Source organism: Pseudomonas sp. LABIM340 (assembly GCF_040017195.2).
Taxonomy (GTDB): domain Bacteria; phylum Pseudomonadota; class Gammaproteobacteria; order Pseudomonadales; family Pseudomonadaceae; genus Pseudomonas.
Window position 1 is genome coordinate 4924164 of the sequence record NZ_CM200227.1, and the last position, 20500, is coordinate 4944663.

Consider the following 20500-nt stretch of genomic DNA (forward strand, 5'->3'; position numbering starts at 1 on the left):
AGTGACGGGGGGAATGGCGGAGTCGGTCACGGCAGAAGTCCTTGTCGCGTCGTTTCCAGCGTAGCCCGCCGGAGCGTTACTTCTTCTTGTCGTAGAGCTTGGGCTCGCCCTCGGGGCGGCTCTTGAAGCGGCGGTGTGCCCAGAGGTACTGCTCGGGCTGGCGACGAATCTCGCTCTCGACCCACTGGTTGATGCGGATGCAGTCAGCCTCCTCGCTCTCGCCGGGGAAGTCTTCCAGCGGCGGGTGGATGGTCAGGCGGTAGCCGGAACCGTCGGCCAGACGCGACTGGGTGAACGGCAACACCAGCGCGCGGCCCAGGCGGGCGAACTTGGTGGTGGCGGTCACTGTGGCCGCCTGGATGCCGAACAGCGGCACGAACAGGCTCTGCTTGGCGCCATAGTCCTGGTCCGGCGCGTACCAGATGGCGCGACCGGCGCGCAGCACCTTGAGCATGGCGCGCACATCTTCGCGCTCGATGGCGGTGGCGTCGGCGTTATGCCGCTCGCGGCCGGTCCGCTGGACGAAATCGAACACCGGGTTGTCGTGCTCACGGTACATGCCGTCGATGGTCTGCACCTGGCCGAGCAATGCCGCGCCGATCTCCAGGGTGGTGAAGTGCATGGCCATGAGGATCACGCCCTTGCCGTCGGCCTCGGCCTTCTTCAGGTGCTCGATGCCTTCGATGTGGGCCAGTTTCGCCAGACGGGCCTGCGGCCACCACCAGCTCATGGCCATCTCGAAGAAGGCGATGCCGGTGGAAGCGAAATTCGCCTTGAGCAGGCGCTTGCGCTCGGCGGCGGAGAGTTCCGGGAAGCACAGCTGCAGATTGCGCGCGGCAATTGCCCGACGGCTGCCGACCACGCGATACATCAGCGCGCCCAGCGCACGGCCCAGAGTCAGCAGCGCCGGATACGGCAGCTGCACCACCAGCCAGAGCACGCCGAGGCCGAGCCAGAGCGGCCAATGGCGGGGATGGAGGAACTCACGGCGAAAGGTGGGGCGGTCCATGGAACTTTCCGGTCACGATCAAAGCCCGACATTCTACCTTGCCGACACGTCCTGTGCCTGCCGTGAGGCCTAGCAATCGGCCACGCTTGCGGCTGCCGGGGCGGTCCGCTATAAGTCCAACCATTTTGATGACGCAGTCCGACCATGAGCCAAGCTGACCTTCTCGACCACGATCCCGTATTCCAGCTCAAGGGCAGCATGCTGGCCGTCACCGTTCTGGAACTGGCCCACAATGACCTGCCGCGCCTGGACCGCCAGCTCGCCGACAAGGTCGCCCAGGCGCCCAACTTCTTCCGCGACACCCCTCTGGTGCTGGCGCTGGACAAGTTGCCCGACGGCGAAGGCCAGCTCGATCTGCAAGGCGTGCTGGACATCTGCCGCCGCCACGGCCTGCGCACCCTGGCCATCCGCGCCAGCCGCGAGGAAGACATCCGCCTGGCCACCATGTTCGACATCCCCGTGCTGCCGCCGTCGGGCTCCTCCCGCGAGCGTGCGGTCGAGCCAAAGGATGCCGTCCCGCAGGTGACTGGCGCCGCGCCAGTACGTCGCCCGCGTGGCGAGAAGCTCTCCGAGAAAGTCGTCGAGCAGGCCGCCGGCGCTGGCGTGCAGACCGACAAAAGCGTGGAGAAGCCGGCTGAGCAACCCGCCGAGGCCAAAACCGAGAAGCCGGTCGACGCCGCTGCCGAGGCAACCGCCGAAGCACAGGAAGCCGCAGCAGAAGCTGCCCCGGAAAAGCCTGCCGAGCCGCCGGCGCCGGTCGTCCGCCCGACCAAGCTGGTGACCACCCCGGTACGCGGCGGCGTGCAGATCTATGCCGCCGGCGGTGACCTGATCGTGCTCGCTCCCGTCAGCCCGGGTGCGGAACTTCTCGCCGACGGAAATATCCATGTGTACGGTCCGATGCGCGGTCGTGCCCTGGCCGGTGTCAAGGGCGACACCAGCGCGCGGATTTTCTGCCAGCAACTGGCCGCGGAACTCGTGTCCATCGCTGGTAATTACAAGGTCGCCGAAGACCTTCGACGCAGTCCGCAATGGGGGCAGGCGGTGCACGTCAGCCTGTCGGGTGACGTGTTGAACATCACCCGCCTTTAACGGATACTGCCGCGACTTTCAGGGACCAGAATTCTTCGTTTTTTCTTTGGGGTGAATCACCTTGGCCAAGATCCTCGTAGTCACTTCCGGTAAGGGTGGCGTCGGTAAAACCACCACCAGCGCAGCCATCGGCACCGGCCTGGCCCTGCGCGGCCACAAGACCGTCATCGTCGACTTCGACGTAGGCCTGCGTAACCTCGACCTGATCATGGGCTGCGAACGCCGCGTGGTTTACGACTTCGTCAACGTCATCAACGGCGAAGCGACCCTCACCCAGGCCCTGATCAAGGACAAGCGCCTCGAGAACCTGTTCGTGCTGGCCGCCAGCCAGACCCGCGACAAGGACGCACTCACCCAGGAAGGCGTCGGCAAGGTCATCGAAGAACTCAAGCAGTCCTTCGACTACGTGATCTGCGACTCCCCGGCCGGCATCGAGAAAGGTGCCCACCTGGCCATGTACTACGCCGATGAGGCGATCGTCGTGACCAACCCGGAAGTTTCCTCGGTCCGCGACTCCGACCGCATGCTCGGCCTGCTGGCCAGCAAATCCGCCCGCGCCGAGAAAGGCGAGGACGCGATCAAGGAACACCTGCTGCTGACCCGCTACAACCCCGAGCGTGTCACCAAGGGCGAAATGCTCGGCGTCGAAGACGTCGAGGAAATCCTGGCCATCCGTCTGCTCGGCGTGATCCCGGAATCCCAGGCGGTGCTCAAGGCATCCAACCAGGGCGTACCGGTCATCCTCGACGAAGAAAGTGATGCCGGCCAGGCGTACAGCGACGCCGTCGAGCGACTGCTGGGCAAAGAAATGCCCCACCGTTTCCTCGACGTGCAGAAGAAAGGATTCCTGCAACGACTGTTCGGAGGACGTGAATGAGCCTTTTAGATTTCTTCCGCAGCCGGAAGGCGCAAAACAGCGCATCCATCGCGAAAGAAAGACTCCAGATCATCGTCGCCCACGAGCGCGGCAACCGTTCGCAACCGGACTACCTCCCGCAGCTGCAGAAAGACCTGCTGGAAGTGATCCGCAAATACGTGCCCATCGACCAGGAACAAGTCCAGGTCGAGCTGGCCAACCAGGGCAGCTGTTCGATCCTGGAACTCAACATCACCCTGCCGGAGCGTTGATCCGGCCCGGGTGAATCTGCGGCGGCTTCGGCCGCCGCAGTCGTTTCTGTCTCACTTACTTTCGCGTACGAGCTTCCATGCCGCTTTCCCAGATCGAATTCGTCCATGAGGACGCCGCCCTCCTGGTGGTGAACAAGCCCACCCTGCTGCTCTCCGTGCCCGGCCGCGCGGACGACAACAAGGACTGCCTGATCACCCGCCTGCAGGAGAACGGCTACCCGGAAGCGCGCATCGTCCACCGCCTAGACTGGGAAACCTCCGGCCTGATCGTGCTGGCCCGCGACGCCGACAGCCACCGCGAGCTGTCCCGCCAGTTCCACGACCGCGAGACCGAGAAGGCCTACACCGCGTTGTGCTGGGGCGAACCTGCGCTGGACAGCGGCCGCATCGAAGCACCGCTGCGCTACGACCCTCCGACCAAGCCGCGCCACGTGGTGGACTTCGAGCAGGGCCGCCATGCGCTGACCTTCTGGCGCGTCATGGAGCGCCACGGCAACTGGAGCCGCGTCGAACTCACGCCGATTACCGGCCGTTCTCATCAGCTCCGCGTGCACATGCTGACCATCGGCCACCCGCTGCTGGGTGACCGTCTGTATGCCGAAGGCGAAGCCCTGGAACTGCGCGATCGTCTGTGCCTGCACGCCAGCATGCTGGCCCTGACCCACCCGCAGACCGGCGAGCGCCTGCGCTTCGAGTCGCCTGCGCCGTTCTGACCGCTTCTGATCGGCGTGCAACCGTGAACGGTTGTACGCCCGACACCCCGCCCCCAGGCCGCAGATTCGCGCATTTACGTTAAACTTCCGGCCATTCGCTGTCCGGAGTTACCCATGCGTACAGAACTCAACCAGGGCCTGATCGATTTCCTCGCGGCCTCCCCCACCCCCTTCCACGCCACCCAGGCCCTCGCCCTTCGTCTCGAAGAGGCCGGCTACCAGCGCCTGGACGAGCGCGACGCCTGGCGCACCGAAGCCGGTGGTCGCTATTACGTCACCCGCAACGACTCCTCGCTGATCGCCTTCAAGCTGGGCACAGCGCCCTTGCTGGAGAACGGCCTGCGCCTGGTCGGCGCGCACACCGACAGCCCCTGCCTGCGCGTCAAGCCGAACCCCGAGCTGGTGCGCAACGGCTACTGGCAGCTGGGCGTCGAAGTCTATGGCGGCGCGCTGTTCGCTCCCTGGTTCGACCGCGACCTGTCCCTGGCCGGCCGCGTCACCTTCCGCCTGGCCGGCAAGGTCGAGAGCAAGCTGATCGATTTCAAAGCGCCCATCGCGGTGATCCCGAACCTGGCGATCCACCTCAACCGCGAAGCCAACATGGGCTGGTCGATCAACGCGCAGACCGAACTGCCGCCGATCCTCGCCCAGGTCGCCGCTGGCGAGACCCGCGACTTCCGTGACCTGCTCGGCGAACAGCTGCAGCTGGAGCACGGCATCACCGCCGACGCCATCCTCGACTACGAGCTGAGCTTCTACGACACCCAGCGCGCCGCCGTGATCGGCCTCGACCAGGCCTTCATCGCTGGCGCCCGCCTGGACAACCTGCTGTCCTGCTTCGCCGGCTTGCAGGCCCTGCTGGGCAGCAGCGACGAGCAGAGCGGCGTGCTGGTCTGCACCGATCACGAAGAAGTGGGTTCCTGCTCCGCCTGCGGCGCCGACGGCCCATTCCTGGAGCAGGTGCTGCGCCGCCTGCTGCCCGAGGGCGATGCCTTCACCCGCACCGTGCAGCGCTCACTGCTGGTCTCCGCCGACAACGCCCACGGCGTGCACCCGAACTACGCCGACAAGCACGACGGCAACCACGGCCCGAAGCTCAACGGCGGCCCGGTGATCAAGATCAACAGCAACCAGCGCTACGCCACCAACAGCGAGACCGCCGGTTTCTTCCGCCACCTGTGCCTGGAAAACGAAGTGCCGGTGCAGAGCTTCGTGACCCGCAGCGACATGGGTTGCGGCTCGACCATCGGCCCGATCACCGCCAGCCAGATCGGCGTGCGCACGGTCGACATCGGCCTGCCAACCTTCGCCATGCACTCGATCCGCGAGCTGGCCGGCAGCCAGGACCTGCACTACCTGGCCAAGGTACTCAGCGCCTTCTACGACAGCGCCGACCTGCCCTGACCCGAACGCCCGGCAAAAGCCGGGCGTTTTTCTTCCAGCACTTCGCTCCTGTAATCAATCCGGCACTTCCACGCTAACGTGGATGGCATCGTGCCGCCAGAACTCCAGGTCGCAATCGATGATGCGCCCGTGCTGGTCGCCGTTGATGCGGGTGATGCGCAGCGCCGGGCTGCCCTCGGCGACGCGCAGCACGCTGGCCGCCTCGCCGTGCAGGGCAGTGGGCACCATGTCGAAGCGCACGCGGCCGTAGCGGATGTCATAGCGGCTGGCGTAAAGCTCAGTGAGCGAGCAGGTCAGGTCGCTGTCGAGGATGCCGGGGAAGTACGCCGGGTTGAGGTAATGCTCGACGTAGAGCACCAACCGCCCATCCACTCGCCGCAGCCGGCGAATCTGGTAGACGCTGGACAGCGCCGGCAGCTCCAGCAGCTCGCAGATCGCCGCGCTGGCCGGAATCTGCCGGGCCGACAGCACCTCGGTCGCCGGCACCCGGCCCTGCCCTTCCACCATGGCGTGGTAGTGGCTGCGCACCAGCGGGTTGTACAGCAGGCGCGGCGGCGAGACGAACCAGCCGCGGCGCTCCTCGCGGTAGATCAGCCCCTGGGCCTCCAGTTGCCCCAGCGCCTCGCGCAGGGTGATCCGCGTCGTGTCGAACAGTTCGCTCAGCTTGCGCTCGGCCGGCAGCTTGCCGCCGGCGCTGAGCAGCCCGCTGTCGATCTGCTCGATGAGTGCGCGGCAGATAGCCGTGACCGTGGGTAGCGCCGTATCGCGCATTCGATTCCCTCTTTTGGACTAGTCCAGCCCCAGAACAGGGCATTTCTTTCCCCCGACGGGGTGCGGTCATCCTAGGAAAGCCCGATGACCGTCCCGTGACAATGCCTTTGCAAGCAGCGCCCATGCCAGTTAACGACACCAGCGTAGACCAGGCGGATCAAGGCATTGGCGATGGTCTACGCTTTTCCCCGACGACCCGCCGGCAGCTCGAGGCCAGGCCGGCGCGCCTGGGGCTTACATCAAACTGTCATCCGCCCCGCTTAGATTGGCCTGCGTCTTGCTGATCTAGACCACGCTGAAAAACCGAACTTCATCCGAAGGAGCACCGAATGAAACGCTTGCTTGCTTCACTGCTGGGATCGGCCATTGCCTTGGGCAGCGGCCTCGCCATGGCGGCCAACGCCGATCTGCAATCGCTGGAAGCCGCCGCCCGCAAGGAAGGCCAGGTCAACAGCGTGGGCATGCCCGACAGCTGGGCGAACTGGAAGGACACCTGGAAGGACCTGGAAAGCAAGTACGGCCTCAAGCACATGGACACCGACATGAGCTCGGCCCAGGAACTGGCCAAGTTCAAGGCCGAGAAGGAAAACGCCAGCGCCGACATCGGCGACGTCGGCGCCGCCTTCGGCCCTATCGCCCAGCAGATGGACGTCAGCCAGCCCTACAAGCCCAGCACCTGGGACCAGGTCCCGGAATGGGCGAAGGACAAGGACGGCCACTGGGCGCTCGCCTACACCGGCACCATCGCCTTCATCGTCAACAAGCAGCTGGTGAAGGACGTGCCGCACAGCTGGGCCGACCTGCTCAAGGGCAAGTACAAGGTCACCATCGGTGACGTCAGCGCCGCGGCCCAGGCCGTGAACGGCGTACTGGCCGCGAGCATCGCCAACGGCGGCGACGAGAAGAACATCAAGCCGGGCCTGGAGTTCTTCGCCCAGTTGGCCAAGCAGGGTCGCCTGTCGCTGACCAACCCGGTGATCAACACCCTGGAAAAGGGTGAAGTGGAAGTCGGCATCGTCTGGGACTTCAACGGCCTGAGCTACCGCGACCAGATCGACCCGACTCGCTTCGAGGTACTGATCCCCTCCGATGGCTCGGTGATCTCCGGCTACACCACCATCATCAACAAATACGCGAAGAACCCGAGCGCCGCCAAGCTGGCTCGCGAGTACATCTTCAGCGACGCCGGGCAGATCAACCTGGCCAAGGGCAATGCCCGTCCGATCCGCGCCGAGCACCTGACCCTGCCGGATGACGTGAAGGCCAAGCTGCTGCCCAACGAGCAGTACGCCAAGGCCCAGCCGATCAAGGACCCCAAGGCCTGGGAAGAGACCTCCAAGCGTCTGCCGCGCCTGTGGCAGGAAAACGTCATCATCAACATGCAATGACGCCCAGCCGCCCCGGTTCGCGCCGGGGCGGCCGCGTTTCAACGAAGGCCCCGCCCCATGCGCCACGACGTCATCCTGGTCGTCCTCGACGGCCTCAACTACAGCGTCGCCCATGACTGCATGGGCCACCTGCAGGCCCTGTGCAACGCCGGCCGCGGCCAGCTCTATAGGCTCGAATGTGAGCTGCCTTCGCTGTCGCGCCCGTTGTACGAATGCATCCTCACCGGCGTGCGCCCCATCGACAGCGGCATCCTGCACAACGACGTGTCGCGCCTGTCCAACCAGCGCAGCCTGTTCCACTACGCCCGCGATGCCGGCCTGACGACCGCCGCAGCGGCCTACAACTGGGTCAGCGAGCTGTACAACCGCACGCCGTTCGACCCGGCGCGCGACCGTCACACCGACGACGAATCCCTGCCGATCCAGCACGGCCACTTCTACTGGACGGACCATTACCCCGACTCGCACCTGTTCACCGATGCCGAGTCGCTGCGCCGCCGGCATGCGCCGAACTGCCTGCTGGTGCACCCGATGAACATCGACGACGCCGGCCACAAGCACGGACTGGGCACGCCGCAGTACCGCAACAGCGCACGGCACGTCGACATCATCCTCTCCGAGTACCTGCACCAGTGGCTGGCCGCCGGCTACCAGGTGATGGTCACCGCCGACCACGGCATGAACGACGACCGCAGCCACGGCGGCATCCTCCCCGAGGAGCGCGAAGTGCCACTGTTCGTCTTTGGCGAGGCGTTCAGCCTCGATGACCAGGCGCGCCCGCGCCAGATCGAACTCTGCGGCACGCTGTGCGAGATCCTCGGCGCCACCCACGACAAACCGGTCTGCCGGGAGTTGCTCAAGGCATGAGATCGAACAGCGGAAAACTCTTCGCCCTGCTCTGCCTGCTGCCCTTCGCGCTGTTCTTCTTCGCCTTCCAGCTCGCACCATTGCTGTGGGTGATGATCAACAGCGTGCGCACCGGCGACGGCTGGGGCCTGGCCAATTTCAGCGAAATCTTCGGTTCGCCGTTCTACCTGCAGGCGATCCGCTACAGCCTGGAGATTTCTGTCTGGTCGAGCCTGATCGGGCTGACCATCGCCATCCTTGGCAGCTACTCGCTGCGCCAGGTGGACAGCAAGCTGCGCGACTTCGTGATGGCCTTCGCCAACATGACCAGCAACTTCGCCGGGGTGCCGCTGGCCTTCGCCTTCATCATCATCCTCGGCTTCAACGGCGCCATCACGCTGCTGCTGAAACAGGCGGGGCTGATCCAGGACTTCAACCTCTATTCGAAGACAGGCCTGATCATCCTCTACACCTACTTCCAGATTCCCCTGGGGGTGATGCTGCTCTACCCGGCCTTCGACGCCCTGCGCGAGGACTGGCGCGAGTCCGCCGCGCTGCTGGGCGCCAGCCAGTGGGCGTTCTGGCGGCACATCGGTATCCCGGTGCTGACGCCTGCGCTGCTGGGCACCTTCGTCATCCTGCTGGCCAACGCACTGGGCGCCTACGCCACGGTCTACTCGCTGACCACCGGCAACTTCAACGTGGTGCCGATCCGCATCGCCGGGCTGGTCTCGGGCGACGTGTTCCTCGACCCGAACATGGCCAGTGCGCTGGCGATGGTGCTGGTCGGCCTGATGAGCATCATTACCCTGGCCCACCAGTGGCTGCTGCGCCGGAGCTACCATGTCGAGAAACGCTAGCCCGCTGTACCACCGCGTGGTGGTCTATGCGCTGTTCCTGATCCTGCTGGTGCCACTGGCCGCCACCCTGCTCTACTCGCTGGCCACTTCGTGGAGCGCCAGCGTGCTGCCGGACGGGCTGACCCTGAAGTGGTTCCTGACCCTGTGGAGCGACCCGCGCTTCCTCGTCGCCTTCGGCCAGTCGCTGCTGGTGTGCTTCGGCGCGCTGATCCTCAGCGTGGTGCTGGTGCTGCCGCTGATGTTCGTCATCCACTACTACTTCCCGCGCCTGGACGCGCTGATGAACGTGCTGATCCTGCTGCCCTTCGCGGTACCACCGGTGGTGTCCTCGGTCGGCCTGCTGCAGCTCTACGCCTCGGGCCCGGTGCCTATCGTGGGCACGCCATGGATCCTCATCGGCTGCTACTTCACCATCGCCCTGCCCTTCATGTACCGGGCGATCAGCAACAACCTGCAGGCGATCAATCTGCACGACCTGATGGACGCCGCCCACCTGCTCGGCGCCAGCACCTGGCAGGCCGCCCTGCTGGTAGTGCTGCCGAACCTGCGCAAGGGTCTGATGGTGGCGCTGTTCCTGTCCTTCAGCTTCCTCATCGGCGAGTTCGTCTTCGCCAACCTGCTGGTGGGCACCCGCTACGAGACGCTGCAGGTGTTCCTCAACAACATGCGCAACAGCAGTGGCCACTACACCAGCGCGGTGGTGGTCTCCTACTTCCTCTTCGTCCTGCTGCTCACCTGGGCGGCGAATAGACTTGGCTCTGATAGCGAAAAGAAGGACAAGACATGAGCTTCCTCAGCGTCGAGACACTGAACAAGAGCTACGGCAGCACCACGGTATTCCAGGACATCGACTTTGCCGCCGAGCGCGGCGAATTCGTCACCCTGCTCGGCCCCAGCGGCTGCGGCAAGTCCACCCTGCTGCGCTGCATCGCCGGCCTCACTGCGGTGGACAGCGGGCGTATCCTGCTGGACGGCGAAGACATCGTGCCGAAAAGCCCGCAGAAGCGCGGCATCGCCATGGTGTTCCAGAGCTACGCGCTGTTCCCCAACATGACCGTGGAGCAGAACGTTGCCTTCGGCCTGCGCATGCAGAAGGTGCCCGCAGCAGAGTCCGCCCAGCGCGTGCGTGAAGCACTGGAAATGGTCGAGCTCGGCCCGCTGGCGGCGCGCTATCCGCACCAGCTGTCCGGCGGCCAGTGCCAGCGCGTCGCCCTCGCCCGCTCCCTGGTCACCCGCCCGCGCCTGCTGCTGCTCGACGAACCTCTGTCGGCGCTGGACGCGCGCATCCGCAAACACCTGCGTGAGCAGATCCGCCGCATCCAGCAGGAGCTGAAACTGACCACGGTGTTCGTCACCCACGACCAGGAAGAAGCCCTGACATTGTCCGACCGCATCGTGCTGATGAACGCCGGGCGCATCGTCCAGAGCGGCGACGCCGAGACGCTCTACACCGCGCCGGAGAACGCCTTCGCCGCCGGCTTCATCGGCAACTACAACCTGCTCGATGCGGCCCAGGCGACGAAGCTGCTGGACCGCCCGTTCCGCCAGCAGGTGGCGATTCGCCCCGAGTCCCTGCGCCTGAGCGTGGAGCCGGGCGAAGGCATCCCGGTTCGGGTACTCTCCCACAGCCTGCTGGGCAACGTGATCCGCTACCGGGTCGACGCCAGTGGCGTCGAGCTGACCGTGGACGTCCTCAATCGCAGCGCCGAGCGCCTGTACCCGGCCGGCACCCAGCTTGGCCTGCAAATCGACCTTGAAAGCATTCGGGAGGTGGCCTGATGGCCCTGGTGATATTCGACCTCGACGACACCCTGATCGACGGCGACTGCGCGAGCCTGTGGAGCCAGCGCATGGCCGATCTGGGCTGGGTGGACGCGGAGTCGTTCCTCAAGCGTGACGCCGAACTGATGGCGCAGTACGCGCTGGGCAAACTGCCCATGGAGGACTACATGGCCTTCGCCCTGGAGCCGATGGCCGGGCGCAGCGTGGATGAGATCGAGCGGGAAGTCGGAACCTTCGTCGAGGACGTGATCGAGCCCCTGATCCACACCGACGCCTGCGCCACCCTCGCCCGCCACCGCGAGGCCGGCGACCGCCCGCTGGTGATCTCCGCCTCGGGCGTGCACCTGGTCCAGCCCATCGCCGAACGCATCGGCATTGACGAAGTGCTGGCCATCGACCTGGAAGTTCTCAACGGCCACTACACCGGCCGCACCGAGGGCGTGCTGACCTACCGCGAAGGCAAGGTGCTGCGCCTGCTCGACCTGCTGGAGGGCGACGACAGCCCGCTGGCCGAAGCACACTTCTACTCCGACTCGCGCAACGACCTGCCGCTGCTCAAGCTGGTGGGCAAGCCGCACGTGGTGAACGCTGATCCGGTGCTGCTGGAGCACGCGCAGAAGATGGGTTGGGACGTTCTGAACTGGAAGTGAGCCCGACGTGCCGGCCTGCCTGAATCGTCAGGCCGGCAACAGCTCCAGCAGATGCTGCTGCATGCGCAGCTCTTCGGTCTCCTGGGAGAGGTCCGGTGATTGCCGGGCAAACGCTACCGCGAGATCGAGCTGGCGGCGAAACTCCTGCTGATCTCCCGTCGCCGCGGCGCGCATCGCCAGGCAGCGCGCCCAGATGCTCGTGTACTCGCGCTGCAGGCGCTGCGGCAGCAACTCGTCGAACAGCCCGAGGGCACTTCGGGACGCCACGGCCTGAGCGAACGCCAGCTCGGCGCCGATCAACCTGAGCATGTCGTACAGCACCTTCTGCAGCGCTTCAGGAAGTGCGTTGCGCTGTGTCTGGAAGGATGAATCCAGCGCAGCAGCTTCCTGCCAGCGGCCCTGGATCTGCAGCGCGCGCAGGCGGATGTACAGCGCCACCAGCGGCATCGGTGATTCCTGGGATTCCAGCAGCTGCAGGTCCGCCTCGGGCACCTGATCCGCGCACAGCCCCGAGCAGGACAGCCCCATCAAGCGGGCAAAGGCCAGTTGCGGGTGTGCCGCATCCATCCCGCGCCACCAGCGCAGCAGCCACAAGCCATCGCTGACCTGCTTGAGCTTGCCCTGTACCGGCAACAGATTGGCGACGCCCATGCAGGCATTGGTCGCCGCCACCGCGAGCAGGAGACCCTGCACCGGGCCGTCCTCCAGCGTCAGCGAAAGCAGTCCCGCGAGCCCTGCCACCAGCTGGTTCGCCAACGGCCCGCCAGCATTGAACCAGACATGCTGGCGCCGCCAGGGACCCCGCGGGTCGGCGAACGCCATCACATAGCCTGCGAGCTTCTGCGGGTGCTTCGGCTGCCGGCTGACAATCCAGCCCCGGCGCCGCATGCGGAAATCCCAGCGGCCGACGCGCAGGCGCATCACCGTCATCCCCCCCAGGCGCGCGCCCAGGAGATGCCCGAATTCATGCACGAAGATCGACTGGTAGATGGCCACGAAGCCGAGCAGCAGGCCGGGGACGATCCACACCGGCTCGGCGGGCATCGAGAGCATGCTCAGGGCTATGCCCAGCGCGCCTGTCGCGCCGCCGAGGAAGATCGTCAGCATCCGCAGTGGCGTGTTGAGCCACTCCGGCAGTGACCAGAGGCCGGCAGCATTGCCGATTCTGCTTTGCGACATCCCTGTCTCGCTCATGGCCGCTCCTGCGCCCAGCGCCTGATCAGCTCAGGCTTTCGTCGATCAGCACCACCACCTTGCCCTGCACCTGGTTGCTGGCCAGGGCGTCGAACGCGCTCTGCGCGTCGCGGACCGGGAAGGTGCGCTCCAGTTGCGGGCTGAGTTTGCCGGACTCGAACAGCGGCCAGACCTTCTGTCCCAGCTCGGCGATCAGCTGCGCCTTGTAGTCGGCGTCACGCGAACGCAGGGTCGAGCCGATCAGCTGGATGCGCTTGCCCAGCAGCAGGGCAAGGTCCAGTTCGGCCTTGCGACCGCCCATCAGGCCAATGACCACCCATCGACCGTCACGGCCGAGAATTTCCAGGTCCAGCTTGGCGTAGTTCGCGCCCACCGGATCGAGGATCACATCGTAGGGAGCGAAATCCCGAAGCGATTCGAGGCTCTCGCCACGTAGGGCGCCACCCTCGGCGCCAAGGCCCTCGCAATAGGCAAGACGGTCGGCCGAACCGACGCTCACCCAGCACGGGCTGCCGAAGGCCTTGCACAGCTGGATGCCGGCCGAGCCAACGCCGCTGGCGCCCGCGTGCAGCAGGACTTTCTCACCGGGCTGCAGCGCACCGAGCATGAACAGGTTCAGCCATGCCGTGGCGTAAACCTCGGGCAGCGCGGCGGCTTCGGCCAGGCTCAGGCCGGCGGGCACCGGCAGCGCATGGCGTTCGTCCACCACCACTTCCTCGGCCATGCCGCCACCGGCCAGCAGCGCACAGACGCGGTCGCCCACCTGCCAGGTACTGCCGGCGCCGACCTCGGTCACCACGCCGGAACATTCCAGGCCGATGATGTCGCTCGCCCCCGGCGGCGGCGGGTAGAGACCGGCCACCTGCAACAGGTCGGCGCGGTTGAGTCCCGCGGCGGCGACCTGGATTCGGATCTGTCCCTGTGCGCAAGTCGGGTTCGGGCGCTCGGCCCACTCCACTCGCCCTTCGATGCCTTGCAATGCGTTCACGCTGCCTCCATAGTGACTTCGCAGGGCCCGATCCGTAAGGTCGGGCCCTTTCTTCGCGCCGAATTCACCTGCGATTGAACCCGGCGCCGCCAATTAAGGCCTAATATGCGTCATAACTCCGCGATCAGTCGAATCAGCATGAAGCGATTTTTGCCCCGTACCGCCCTGTTGTTCATCCTCGGCGCAACCGCCTTTTCCTCGTTCGCGGCGACCACCAGCCCGAACGTCTGGGATGGCCTGCAGCCCGACCGTGATCAGGTGATCGCCAGCCTCAACATCGTTGAGCTGCTCAAGCGCCATCACTACAACAAGCCGCCGCTGAACGACGAGCGCTCGGCGAAAATCTACGACAGCTACCTGAAGACTCTCGATCCGGCGCGCATGTACTTCACCGCCGCCGACATCGACCAGTTCGCGCCCTGGCGCACCCAGTTCGACGACTTCCTGAAAAGCGGCGAACTGGAGCCCGGCTTCACCATCTACAAGCGCCACCTCGACCGCCTGAAGGAGCGCCTGGACTTCGCCCTGGCCACCCTGAACAAGGGCGTCGACAAGATGGACTTCAACACCGACGAATCGCTGGAAATCGACCGCGAGAAATCGCCCTGGGCGAAAGACAGCGCCGCGCTCGACGACCTCTGGCGCAAGAAGGTGAAGGACGAAGTCCTGCGCCTGAAGATCGCCGGCAAGGACAACAAGGCCATCCAGGAACAGCTGACCAAGCGCTACAAGAATCAGCTGATGCGCCTGGAGCAGACTCGCAGCGAAGACATCTTCCAGGCCTACATCAACGCCTTCGCCCAGACCTACGATCCGCACACCCAGTACCTGTCGCCGGACAGCGCGGAAAACTTCGACATCAACATGAGCCTCTCGCTGGAGGGCATCGGCGCCGTACTGCAGAGCGACAACGACTACGTGAAAGTCGTGCGCCTGGTACCGGCCGGCCCCGCCGAGAAGAGCAAGCAGATCGCCACTTCCGACAAGATCATCGGCGTCGCCCAGGGCAAGGGCGAGATGGTCGACGTGGTCGGCTGGCGTCTGGATGAAGTGGTCAAGCTGATCCGCGGTCCGAAAGGCTCGCAGGTCCGCCTGGAAGTGATCCCGTCCACCAACGCGCCGAACGACCAGACCAGCAAGATCGTCACCATCACCCGCGAGGCGGTGAAGCTGGAAGATCAGGCGGCGAAGAAGTCGGAAATCACCATCGACCACGAAGGCAAGAACTACAAGCTGGGCATCATCGACGTGCCCGCGTTCTACCTCGACTTCAAGGCCTACCGTGCGGGCGACCCGGACTACAAGTCCACGACCCGCGACGTGAAGAAGCTCATCGCCGAACTGCAGAAGGACAAGGTCGACGGTATCGTCATCGATCTGCGCAACAACGGCGGCGGCTCCCTGCAGGAAGCCACCGAGCTGACCGGTCTGTTCATCGACCAGGGCCCGACCGTGCTGGTACGCAACAGCGACGGCCGTGTCGACGTGCTCAACGATGACGAAGGCAAGGCCTTCTACAACGGCCCGATGACCGTGCTGGTCAACCGTCTGTCCGCCTCGGCTTCGGAGATCTTTGCTGGTGCCATGCAGGACTACCACCGCGCGCTCATCGTCGGCGGCCAGACCTTCGGCAAGGGCACCGTGCAGACCATTCAGCCGCTGAACCATGGCGAACTGAAGCTGACCCTGGCCAAGTTCTACCGCGTCTCCGGTCAGAGCACCCAGCACCAGGGCGTGATCCCGGACATCGCCTACCCGTCCATCGTCGACGACAAGGAAATCGGCGAGAGCGCCCTGCCCGACTCCATGCCGTGGGACACCATCAAGCCCGCGCTGAAGGCCCAGGCCGATCCGTTCAAGCCGTTCCTCGACCAGCTGCGCACCCGTCACGACGCGCGCACCGAGCACAACGCGGACTTCGTCTATGCCCGCGAGCGTCTCGCCCTGGCCCAGGAGCTGATGAAGGAGAAGACCGTCAGCCTCAACGAAGCCAAGCGTCGCGCCCAGCAGACCAGCATCGAGAACCGCCAGCTGGCCATGGAGAATGCCCTGCGCAAATCCAAGGGCCAGGAGCCGCTCAAGGAGCTGAAGAAGGAAGACGAGAACGCCCTGCCGGAAGAGGACAAGACCAAGCCGCAGGACGACGCCTACCTCACCGAGTCCGGGCACATCCTGATCGACTACCTGAATCTGGACTCCCAGGTCGCCAAACACTGATCGGATGTAATCAAACAGTCATGACGCTGTCGTGAAATGCACAGGGCCGGGAAACCGGCCCTTTTGCTTTTTACAGCCACCGAGAACCGTCATGACCGTCACCGAGCAGTTGAGCGCGCTGGACCAGATCCTCGCTCACGGCGACCTGCACTGCCTGTTCCAGCCCATCCTGTCGCTTTCGGAAAGGCGTCTGGTGGGCTATGAAGCCCTCACGCGCGGCCCGTCCAACGGTCCCCTGCACTCGCCCCTGCCACTGTTCAGCATCGCCCGCAGCAGCGGCCGCCTCAGCCAGCTGGAACTACTGTGCCGGCGCAAGGCCTGCGCGCGTTTCCGCGACCTGAAGCTGGAGGGCAAGCTGTTCCTCAACGTGTCCCCGGAATCCCTGCTGGAACCGACCCACCAGCCCGGTCGCACGTTGCAGTTGCTGCAGACCTTCGGCATTTCGCCCAGTGACGTGGTGATCGAGCTGACCGAGCAGACGCCCATCGAGGACTTCAGCCTCCTCGACACCGCGCTGCACCACTACCGTGCCATGGGCTTCTCCATCGCCCTGGACGACCTGGGCGCCGGCTATTCCAGCCTGCGCCTGTGGTCCGAGCTGCGCCCCGACTACGTGAAGATCGACCGCCACTTCATCGAGGGCATTCACCTGGATGCGGTGAAGCGCGAGTTCGTCGGCTCGATCCTGAAGATGGCCCACGCCTCTCGCGCCCAGGTGATCGCCGAAGGCATCGAGATTCCGGAAGAGCTGGCCGTGCTCTCGGAGATGGGCGTGGACCTGGTGCAGGGCTACCTGCTCGGCCGCCCCAACGAAACGCCGCCGCGTGACGCCCGCGGCCTGCTTCCGGAAGTCGACAACGCCGGCACCCTGCTTGCCGAGGATCAATCCGACCTCGAGCCGCTGCTGCTGGAGCAACCGGCCGTGCGCGACAGCACGCCCATCGGCGATGTACTGGAAGCCTTCCGCGCCCAGGCCAACCTCAACTCCCTGGCCGTACTCGACAGCCACGAGCAGCCGGTAGGCATCGTCCATCGGCACGCGCTGTCCGACGCCTTGCTCAAGCCCTTCGCGCCGGAGCTGTATGCGCGCAAGCCGATCAGCCGGTTGATGAGCGACGACTTCCTCGCGGTAGAGCGCAGCCAGTCGCTGCAGCAGGTCAGCCGCCTGCTCACCAGCCGCGCGCGGCAGCGCATCGAGGAAGACTTCATCATCACCCTGAACGGCCGCTACCTCGGCCTGGGCCGGGTGATCGACGTGCTCAAGCTGATCACCGAGCAGAAGATCCGCCAGGCCCGCCACGCCAACCCGCTGACCCTGCTGCCGGGCAACGTGCCCATCCAGCAGTGCCTGTCGCGCCTGCTGCAGCAAGGCCGCGAAGCCGTGGTGTGCTACGTCGACATCGACAGCTTCAAGCCCTTCAACGATCTCTACGGCTATGCGCGCGGCGATGAGGTACTGCTCTGCCTGGCGCAGTGCCTGGGCGAGCGCGTGGACCCGACGCGGGACTTCGTCGGCCACATCGGCGGCGACGACTTCATGCTGGTGCTGGGGACGCAGGACTGGCGCGAACGCCTCAATCACCTGCTGGAGGATTTCCAGGGGCAGTGCCGGCGCTTCTACAGCCGCGAGCACCTGGACGCGGGCTGCTTCGTCGCGCACAACCGCCAGGGGCGACGCGAGGAATATCCGCTGCTGTCACTGTCGATCGGCGTCGTGCACGTGAAGAGTGGCGCCGGGCAGCGCCTGGATGCCAGCCAGTTGGCCGGGCTGGCATCGGAGGCCAAGCGCCACGCGAAGAACATGCCGGGCTACAGCCTGCACATCCTCACCGCCGAATGAGTCAGAGGCCCAGCTGGCGAGCGCGTGCTTCGTAGCGCTCGGCCAGGGCTTCATCGGCCTCCAGGCCTGGGCCGCCGCTGCGATACAGCTCGCCGAGCTTGCGCGCCGCCAGCGGGTGGCCCGCCTCGGCTGCCTGGCCCCAGTAGCGCGCGGCTTCCTGCGCATCACCGGCATGGCGGGTATCGCCCTTGAGTGCCTGCACGCCCACCTGGTACGCCGCCTTGTGGTCCCCCGCCGAAGCAGCCAGACGCAGCAGACGCAGGCCTTCCTCGCGAGCGCCGAAACCCTGTCCGCGGAACAGCAGCAGGTGCCCGTAGAAGCTCTGCGCCCCTACATCTCCGAGCGCTGCCATGCGCGAAAACTGGCCCTGCATCCAGGCCCAGGAACGCGGCTGGCGAACCATCCACGGCCAGCCCATCAGGCGTCGCGCCACGGCGTAACTCAACCGCGCACGCTGGCGCCAGAACAGCTCGCGGGGTGTCGCCACGTCAGAGCTCCTCGGGGTACTCGAACTCGAAGACACGCGCCACTTCCGCCGCATGCCAGCCGGCGGCGGCGGGGCCATCCGGCGCGCCGGAGAAGCGGCCCAGGCGCTCGACGTACTCGAAGAAACCGGTTCGCGGCAGGCGGCTGGCGCCCTGGCTGATCACCAGCGAGCTGCGCAGCGGACGACCACCCCGGGCATCCAGCGCCGCCAGGTGTTCCAGCGCGGCGGTCAGCACGGTCATCGCCGGGGTCGGCAGTTGCAGGCGCTCGATCAGCGCGCGGTAGGTGAGCAGATGGCGTTGGCGGCGAGCGTCTTCCAGCTCGCCGAGCAGGCCTTCCCAATGCTTGCGACTGATCTGCACGCTCAAGAAGCGGACTCCCCAGTGCCCAGGGCACGACGCAGGCCATGCTGGATGGCGTCGCTGGCTTCGCGCTCGCCGTTCTCGATCAGTTCCAGGTAGGACGGGCTGATACCCACCGAACGCGCGAGCGTTTCAAGGGATAGGCCACGGGCTTCACGCAGTGTTTTCCAGTCCGGCTTCTCGTCGAGTGCCGGGGCGGCAACGGGCTTGACGACCTGGGCGACGCCACGGCCGGCGGCAGCCAGCAGGGCCTGGTATTCAGCCCAGGGAACCACGGCGTACTCCGCTTCGCCGTCACGCATGATGACTTGAACGTTCATGACAACACTCCTTGCAGGCGGCCATCTTAACAGCCTGATGCGCGCCTGTGCCGGCTATACTGCGCACCGCCTCTCGCCACCAGACATGGGGACCGACTTGCCGCGCTTCCTTCCGCTCTGCCTCTGCCTGGCCAGCGCCCTGTGTGGTGCCGAGGAACTGCGCTGGGGCTATTCGCCAAGCAACGGCATGCCCTACGCAGAAAGTATCGACCATGAATTGGCACCTGGCTTCATCCGCGATCTGGGCGAAAGCGTCGGACAGCGTCTGGGGCTCGAGGTTCGCTTCGTGGAAACGCCGGACAAGCGCGCAGAACCGGCCCTCGCCCAGGGCGCGATCCACCTGCTGTGCATCAACAATCCGCAGTGGATGAAGGCGCCGGAAAAGCTGCACTGGTCGCCGAGCCTGTTCGAGGAAGAGGACGCCCTGGCCCAGCGTGCGGACGCGCCACCGGTGGAGAATCTCGCGCAGCTGCACGACATCCGCATCGGCACCAGCCTGGGCTACGTCTACCCCGCGCCGCTGATGCAAGCCTTCGCCGAAGGCCGTGTGAAGCGCGCCGACGTGCGCGACCTGGATACCCGCCTGCACATGCTCGAAGCCCATCGCCTGGACGCACTGATCGAGATGCGCCGCCCGCTGGAGTTCCTCCTCGCGCAGCACCATGAACTGCCCGTGGCGATCAACAGCAGCAATGTGCAGCGCTACTCCATCCACTGCTCGTACGGTCCGGCGCTACCGCTCCCCGCCGAACGACTGGACGCCGTGCTGCAGGCCATGGTGAACGATGGCTCGATCCAGCGCCTGCTTGGCGAACAGACTGCACGGCTGAGTCAGAGACGCTGAATCGCTTCCGGCGGCGGTAGTTGCTTCAGGGCTTCGCGGGTTTCCACGCCTTGCGCATCGCGCCAGACCTTGAAGGCATCGATCTCCGATTGCCAGCGACGAATCACCCAGGCCAGCACCGCCAGGTCGTCGAGAAAACCGACGCCCAGTAGCCAGTCGGGGACCAGGTCCACCGGTGAGAGGAAGTACAACAGCGCCGCCACCACCGAGACCAGCGCCTGGGAACTGATGCCGCGGTAATCGCCACGCACCCAGGCCACCAGCAACTCCTGCAGCAGCTTCAGATCGGTCTTGGCCAGCTTGACCCGGCCACTCTTGCGCGACACCGCAAACAGCAGCGCCGGCAATCTCCCGCCAGCGATGAAACGGCTGGCGAGCTTCAGGAAACGGTCAAATCCCGGAGGCTTTTTCATCGATTCACCTCGATAGGAAAGTTCGTACAAAGCAGGTTCAGGTTATCCACCTTTCCTGTGGATAACTCTGTTGAAAGCCACCCTCGATATCGCCCAAACGCCCGAGCCATGAGGGCTGCAGACAGATCGGCGATTTTTTGTTCAGCCCTGTAAATGCGTTAAAAATCATGCAGTTGCGGCTAAGCGATGGGCT

At 65.4% G+C, this 20500-nt stretch carries 22 protein-coding genes; 14 read left to right on the plus strand and 8 right to left on the minus strand.

Going from position 1 to position 20500, the window contains the following annotated elements:
• Window positions 1–76: 76 nt before the first annotated feature.
• Window positions 77–1009 (minus strand): lipid A biosynthesis lauroyl acyltransferase, encoded by a 933-nt coding sequence (locus ABKS89_RS22530; RefSeq protein WP_138215236.1) that lies wholly within the window; start codon window positions 1007–1009, stop codon window positions 77–79.
• Window positions 1010–1153: 144 nt separating this feature from the next.
• Between ABKS89_RS22530 and minC the strand changes: the two genes are divergently transcribed.
• The 5 genes from minC to ABKS89_RS22555 all read left to right on the plus strand — a co-directional run bounded on the left by minC (window position 1154) and on the right by ABKS89_RS22555 (window position 5346).
• Entirely contained in the window at window positions 1154–2101 is a 948-nt protein-coding gene (gene minC / locus ABKS89_RS22535; protein WP_348587144.1) for a septum site-determining protein MinC, read from the plus strand.
• Window positions 2102–2162: 61 nt separating this feature from the next.
• Window positions 2163–2978: a septum site-determining protein MinD gene (gene minD, locus ABKS89_RS22540; protein WP_017522034.1), complete on the plus strand. Its 816-nt coding sequence runs from the start codon at window positions 2163–2165 to the stop codon at window positions 2976–2978.
• A complete protein-coding gene (gene minE / locus ABKS89_RS22545) occupies window positions 2975–3229 on the plus strand; it encodes a cell division topological specificity factor MinE (protein WP_045210300.1) in 255 nt (84 codons plus the stop codon). Before minD ends, minE begins: the two co-directional genes overlap by 4 nt.
• Window positions 3230–3306: 77 nt before the next feature.
• Window positions 3307–3942: an RluA family pseudouridine synthase gene (locus ABKS89_RS22550; RefSeq protein WP_192430442.1), complete on the plus strand. Its 636-nt coding sequence runs from the start codon at window positions 3307–3309 to the stop codon at window positions 3940–3942.
• 114 nt (window positions 3943–4056) lie between these two features.
• Window positions 4057–5346, plus strand: a complete 1290-nt coding sequence (locus ABKS89_RS22555) for a M18 family aminopeptidase (protein WP_348587145.1) — start codon at window positions 4057–4059, stop codon at window positions 5344–5346.
• A 54-nt stretch (window positions 5347–5400) separates the two neighbouring features.
• Here the strand turns inward: ABKS89_RS22555 and ABKS89_RS22560 are convergent, their stop codons facing one another.
• Window positions 5401–6117: a UTRA domain-containing protein gene (locus ABKS89_RS22560; RefSeq protein WP_138215239.1), complete on the minus strand. Its 717-nt coding sequence runs from the start codon at window positions 6115–6117 to the stop codon at window positions 5401–5403.
• Window positions 6118–6446: 329 nt separating this feature from the next.
• Here ABKS89_RS22560 and ABKS89_RS22565 point away from each other — a divergent pair, with 329 nt between their 5' ends.
• The 6 genes from ABKS89_RS22565 to ABKS89_RS22590 are packed head-to-tail and all read left to right on the plus strand — an operon-like array spanning window position 6447 to window position 11643.
• Window positions 6447–7505: an ABC transporter substrate-binding protein gene (locus ABKS89_RS22565; protein WP_348587146.1), complete on the plus strand. Its 1059-nt coding sequence runs from the start codon at window positions 6447–6449 to the stop codon at window positions 7503–7505.
• Between the two features lie 57 nt (window positions 7506–7562).
• A complete protein-coding gene (locus tag ABKS89_RS22570; protein WP_138215241.1) occupies window positions 7563–8372 on the plus strand; it encodes an alkaline phosphatase family protein in 810 nt (269 codons plus the stop codon).
• Window positions 8369–9211 (plus strand): ABC transporter permease, encoded by an 843-nt coding sequence (locus ABKS89_RS22575; RefSeq protein WP_348587148.1) that lies wholly within the window; start codon window positions 8369–8371, stop codon window positions 9209–9211. Before ABKS89_RS22570 ends, ABKS89_RS22575 begins: the two co-directional genes overlap by 4 nt.
• Complete coding sequence (locus ABKS89_RS22580; RefSeq protein ID WP_138215243.1) at window positions 9195–9998, plus strand: ABC transporter permease; 804 nt, start codon at window positions 9195–9197, stop codon at window positions 9996–9998. The genes ABKS89_RS22575 and ABKS89_RS22580 overlap by 17 nt, the downstream gene beginning before the upstream one ends.
• Window positions 9995–10990 carry an ABC transporter ATP-binding protein gene (locus tag ABKS89_RS22585; protein WP_348587149.1) on the plus strand — a complete coding sequence of 332 codons (996 nt, stop codon included), beginning with the start codon at window positions 9995–9997 and terminating at the stop codon, window positions 10988–10990. Before ABKS89_RS22580 ends, ABKS89_RS22585 begins: the two co-directional genes overlap by 4 nt.
• Window positions 10990–11643, plus strand: coding sequence for an HAD family hydrolase (locus ABKS89_RS22590; RefSeq protein ID WP_348587151.1), 654 nt, complete (start codon window positions 10990–10992; stop codon window positions 11641–11643). The genes ABKS89_RS22585 and ABKS89_RS22590 overlap by 1 nt, the downstream gene beginning before the upstream one ends.
• A gap of 27 nt (window positions 11644–11670) precedes the next feature.
• On the opposite strand, the gene ABKS89_RS22595 is transcribed toward ABKS89_RS22590, so the two are convergent.
• The gene (locus ABKS89_RS22595; protein WP_348587152.1) at window positions 11671–12822 is read right to left on the minus strand and encodes a site-2 protease family protein; all 1152 of its coding nucleotides are present in this window, start codon (window positions 12820–12822) and stop codon (window positions 11671–11673) included.
• A 40-nt stretch (window positions 12823–12862) separates the two neighbouring features.
• The gene (locus ABKS89_RS22600; protein ID WP_138215247.1) at window positions 12863–13825 is read right to left on the minus strand and encodes an NAD(P)H-quinone oxidoreductase; all 963 of its coding nucleotides are present in this window, start codon (window positions 13823–13825) and stop codon (window positions 12863–12865) included.
• Between the two features lie 138 nt (window positions 13826–13963).
• Here ABKS89_RS22600 and ABKS89_RS22605 point away from each other — a divergent pair, with 138 nt between their 5' ends.
• Together ABKS89_RS22605 and ABKS89_RS22610 are read left to right on the plus strand one after the other, a co-directional pair.
• A complete protein-coding gene (locus ABKS89_RS22605) occupies window positions 13964–16042 on the plus strand; it encodes a carboxy terminal-processing peptidase (protein WP_348587154.1) in 2079 nt (692 codons plus the stop codon).
• A gap of 91 nt (window positions 16043–16133) precedes the next feature.
• Complete coding sequence (locus ABKS89_RS22610; protein ID WP_138215249.1) at window positions 16134–17882, plus strand: bifunctional diguanylate cyclase/phosphodiesterase; 1749 nt, start codon at window positions 16134–16136, stop codon at window positions 17880–17882.
• A gap of 1 nt (window position 17883) precedes the next feature.
• Here ABKS89_RS22610 and ABKS89_RS22615 read toward each other — a convergent pair whose 3' ends face one another.
• From ABKS89_RS22615 to ABKS89_RS22625, 3 genes are all read right to left on the minus strand, one after another.
• A complete protein-coding gene (locus ABKS89_RS22615) occupies window positions 17884–18300 on the minus strand; it encodes an SEL1-like repeat protein (RefSeq protein ID WP_242015393.1) in 417 nt (138 codons plus the stop codon).
• A gap of 70 nt (window positions 18301–18370) precedes the next feature.
• Complete coding sequence (locus tag ABKS89_RS22620) at window positions 18371–18736, minus strand: hypothetical protein (protein WP_081520209.1); 366 nt, start codon at window positions 18734–18736, stop codon at window positions 18371–18373.
• Window positions 18733–19050 carry a helix-turn-helix domain-containing protein gene (locus tag ABKS89_RS22625; protein ID WP_138215250.1) on the minus strand — a complete coding sequence of 106 codons (318 nt, stop codon included), beginning with the start codon at window positions 19048–19050 and terminating at the stop codon, window positions 18733–18735. The genes ABKS89_RS22620 and ABKS89_RS22625 overlap by 4 nt, the downstream gene beginning before the upstream one ends.
• An 85-nt stretch (window positions 19051–19135) precedes the next feature.
• On the opposite strand from ABKS89_RS22625, the gene ABKS89_RS22630 reads away from it, so the two are divergent.
• Window positions 19136–19894, plus strand: coding sequence for a substrate-binding periplasmic protein (locus tag ABKS89_RS22630; RefSeq protein WP_518300961.1), 759 nt, complete (start codon window positions 19136–19138; stop codon window positions 19892–19894).
• On the opposite strand, the gene ABKS89_RS22635 is transcribed toward ABKS89_RS22630, so the two are convergent.
• A complete protein-coding gene (locus ABKS89_RS22635; protein WP_045210318.1) occupies window positions 19882–20307 on the minus strand; it encodes a YkvA family protein in 426 nt (141 codons plus the stop codon). The genes ABKS89_RS22630 and ABKS89_RS22635 overlap by 13 nt on opposite strands.
• Window positions 20308–20500: the final 193 nt, after the last annotated feature.

What these genes read in the sequence shown, in the direction of transcription:
- ABKS89_RS22530 (WP_138215236.1), bottom strand. Translation starts at nt 1,009, where the DNA reads ATGGACCGCCCCACCTTTCGCCGTGAGTTCCTCCATCCCCGCCATTGG.
- minC (WP_348587144.1), top strand. Translation starts at nt 1,154, where the DNA reads ATGAGCCAAGCTGACCTTCTCGACCACGATCCCGTATTCCAGCTCAAG.
- minE (WP_045210300.1), top strand. Translation starts at nt 2,975, where the DNA reads ATGAGCCTTTTAGATTTCTTCCGCAGCCGGAAGGCGCAAAACAGCGCA.
- ABKS89_RS22550 (WP_192430442.1), top strand. Translation starts at nt 3,307, where the DNA reads ATGCCGCTTTCCCAGATCGAATTCGTCCATGAGGACGCCGCCCTCCTG.
- ABKS89_RS22555 (WP_348587145.1), top strand. Translation starts at nt 4,057, where the DNA reads ATGCGTACAGAACTCAACCAGGGCCTGATCGATTTCCTCGCGGCCTCC.
- ABKS89_RS22560 (WP_138215239.1), bottom strand. Translation starts at nt 6,117, where the DNA reads ATGCGCGATACGGCGCTACCCACGGTCACGGCTATCTGCCGCGCACTC.
- ABKS89_RS22565 (WP_348587146.1), top strand. Translation starts at nt 6,447, where the DNA reads ATGAAACGCTTGCTTGCTTCACTGCTGGGATCGGCCATTGCCTTGGGC.
- ABKS89_RS22570 (WP_138215241.1), top strand. Translation starts at nt 7,563, where the DNA reads ATGCGCCACGACGTCATCCTGGTCGTCCTCGACGGCCTCAACTACAGC.
- ABKS89_RS22575 (WP_348587148.1), top strand. Translation starts at nt 8,369, where the DNA reads ATGAGATCGAACAGCGGAAAACTCTTCGCCCTGCTCTGCCTGCTGCCC.
- ABKS89_RS22580 (WP_138215243.1), top strand. Translation starts at nt 9,195, where the DNA reads ATGTCGAGAAACGCTAGCCCGCTGTACCACCGCGTGGTGGTCTATGCG.
- ABKS89_RS22585 (WP_348587149.1), top strand. Translation starts at nt 9,995, where the DNA reads ATGAGCTTCCTCAGCGTCGAGACACTGAACAAGAGCTACGGCAGCACC.
- ABKS89_RS22590 (WP_348587151.1), top strand. Translation starts at nt 10,990, where the DNA reads ATGGCCCTGGTGATATTCGACCTCGACGACACCCTGATCGACGGCGAC.
- ABKS89_RS22595 (WP_348587152.1), bottom strand. Translation starts at nt 12,822, where the DNA reads ATGTCGCAAAGCAGAATCGGCAATGCTGCCGGCCTCTGGTCACTGCCG.
- ABKS89_RS22605 (WP_348587154.1), top strand. Translation starts at nt 13,964, where the DNA reads ATGAAGCGATTTTTGCCCCGTACCGCCCTGTTGTTCATCCTCGGCGCA.
- ABKS89_RS22610 (WP_138215249.1), top strand. Translation starts at nt 16,134, where the DNA reads ATGACCGTCACCGAGCAGTTGAGCGCGCTGGACCAGATCCTCGCTCAC.
- ABKS89_RS22615 (WP_242015393.1), bottom strand. Translation starts at nt 18,300, where the DNA reads ATGGGCTGGCCGTGGATGGTTCGCCAGCCGCGTTCCTGGGCCTGGATG.
- ABKS89_RS22625 (WP_138215250.1), bottom strand. Translation starts at nt 19,050, where the DNA reads ATGAACGTTCAAGTCATCATGCGTGACGGCGAAGCGGAGTACGCCGTG.
- ABKS89_RS22630 (WP_518300961.1), top strand. Translation starts at nt 19,136, where the DNA reads ATGGGGACCGACTTGCCGCGCTTCCTTCCGCTCTGCCTCTGCCTGGCC.
- ABKS89_RS22635 (WP_045210318.1), bottom strand. Translation starts at nt 20,307, where the DNA reads ATGAAAAAGCCTCCGGGATTTGACCGTTTCCTGAAGCTCGCCAGCCGT.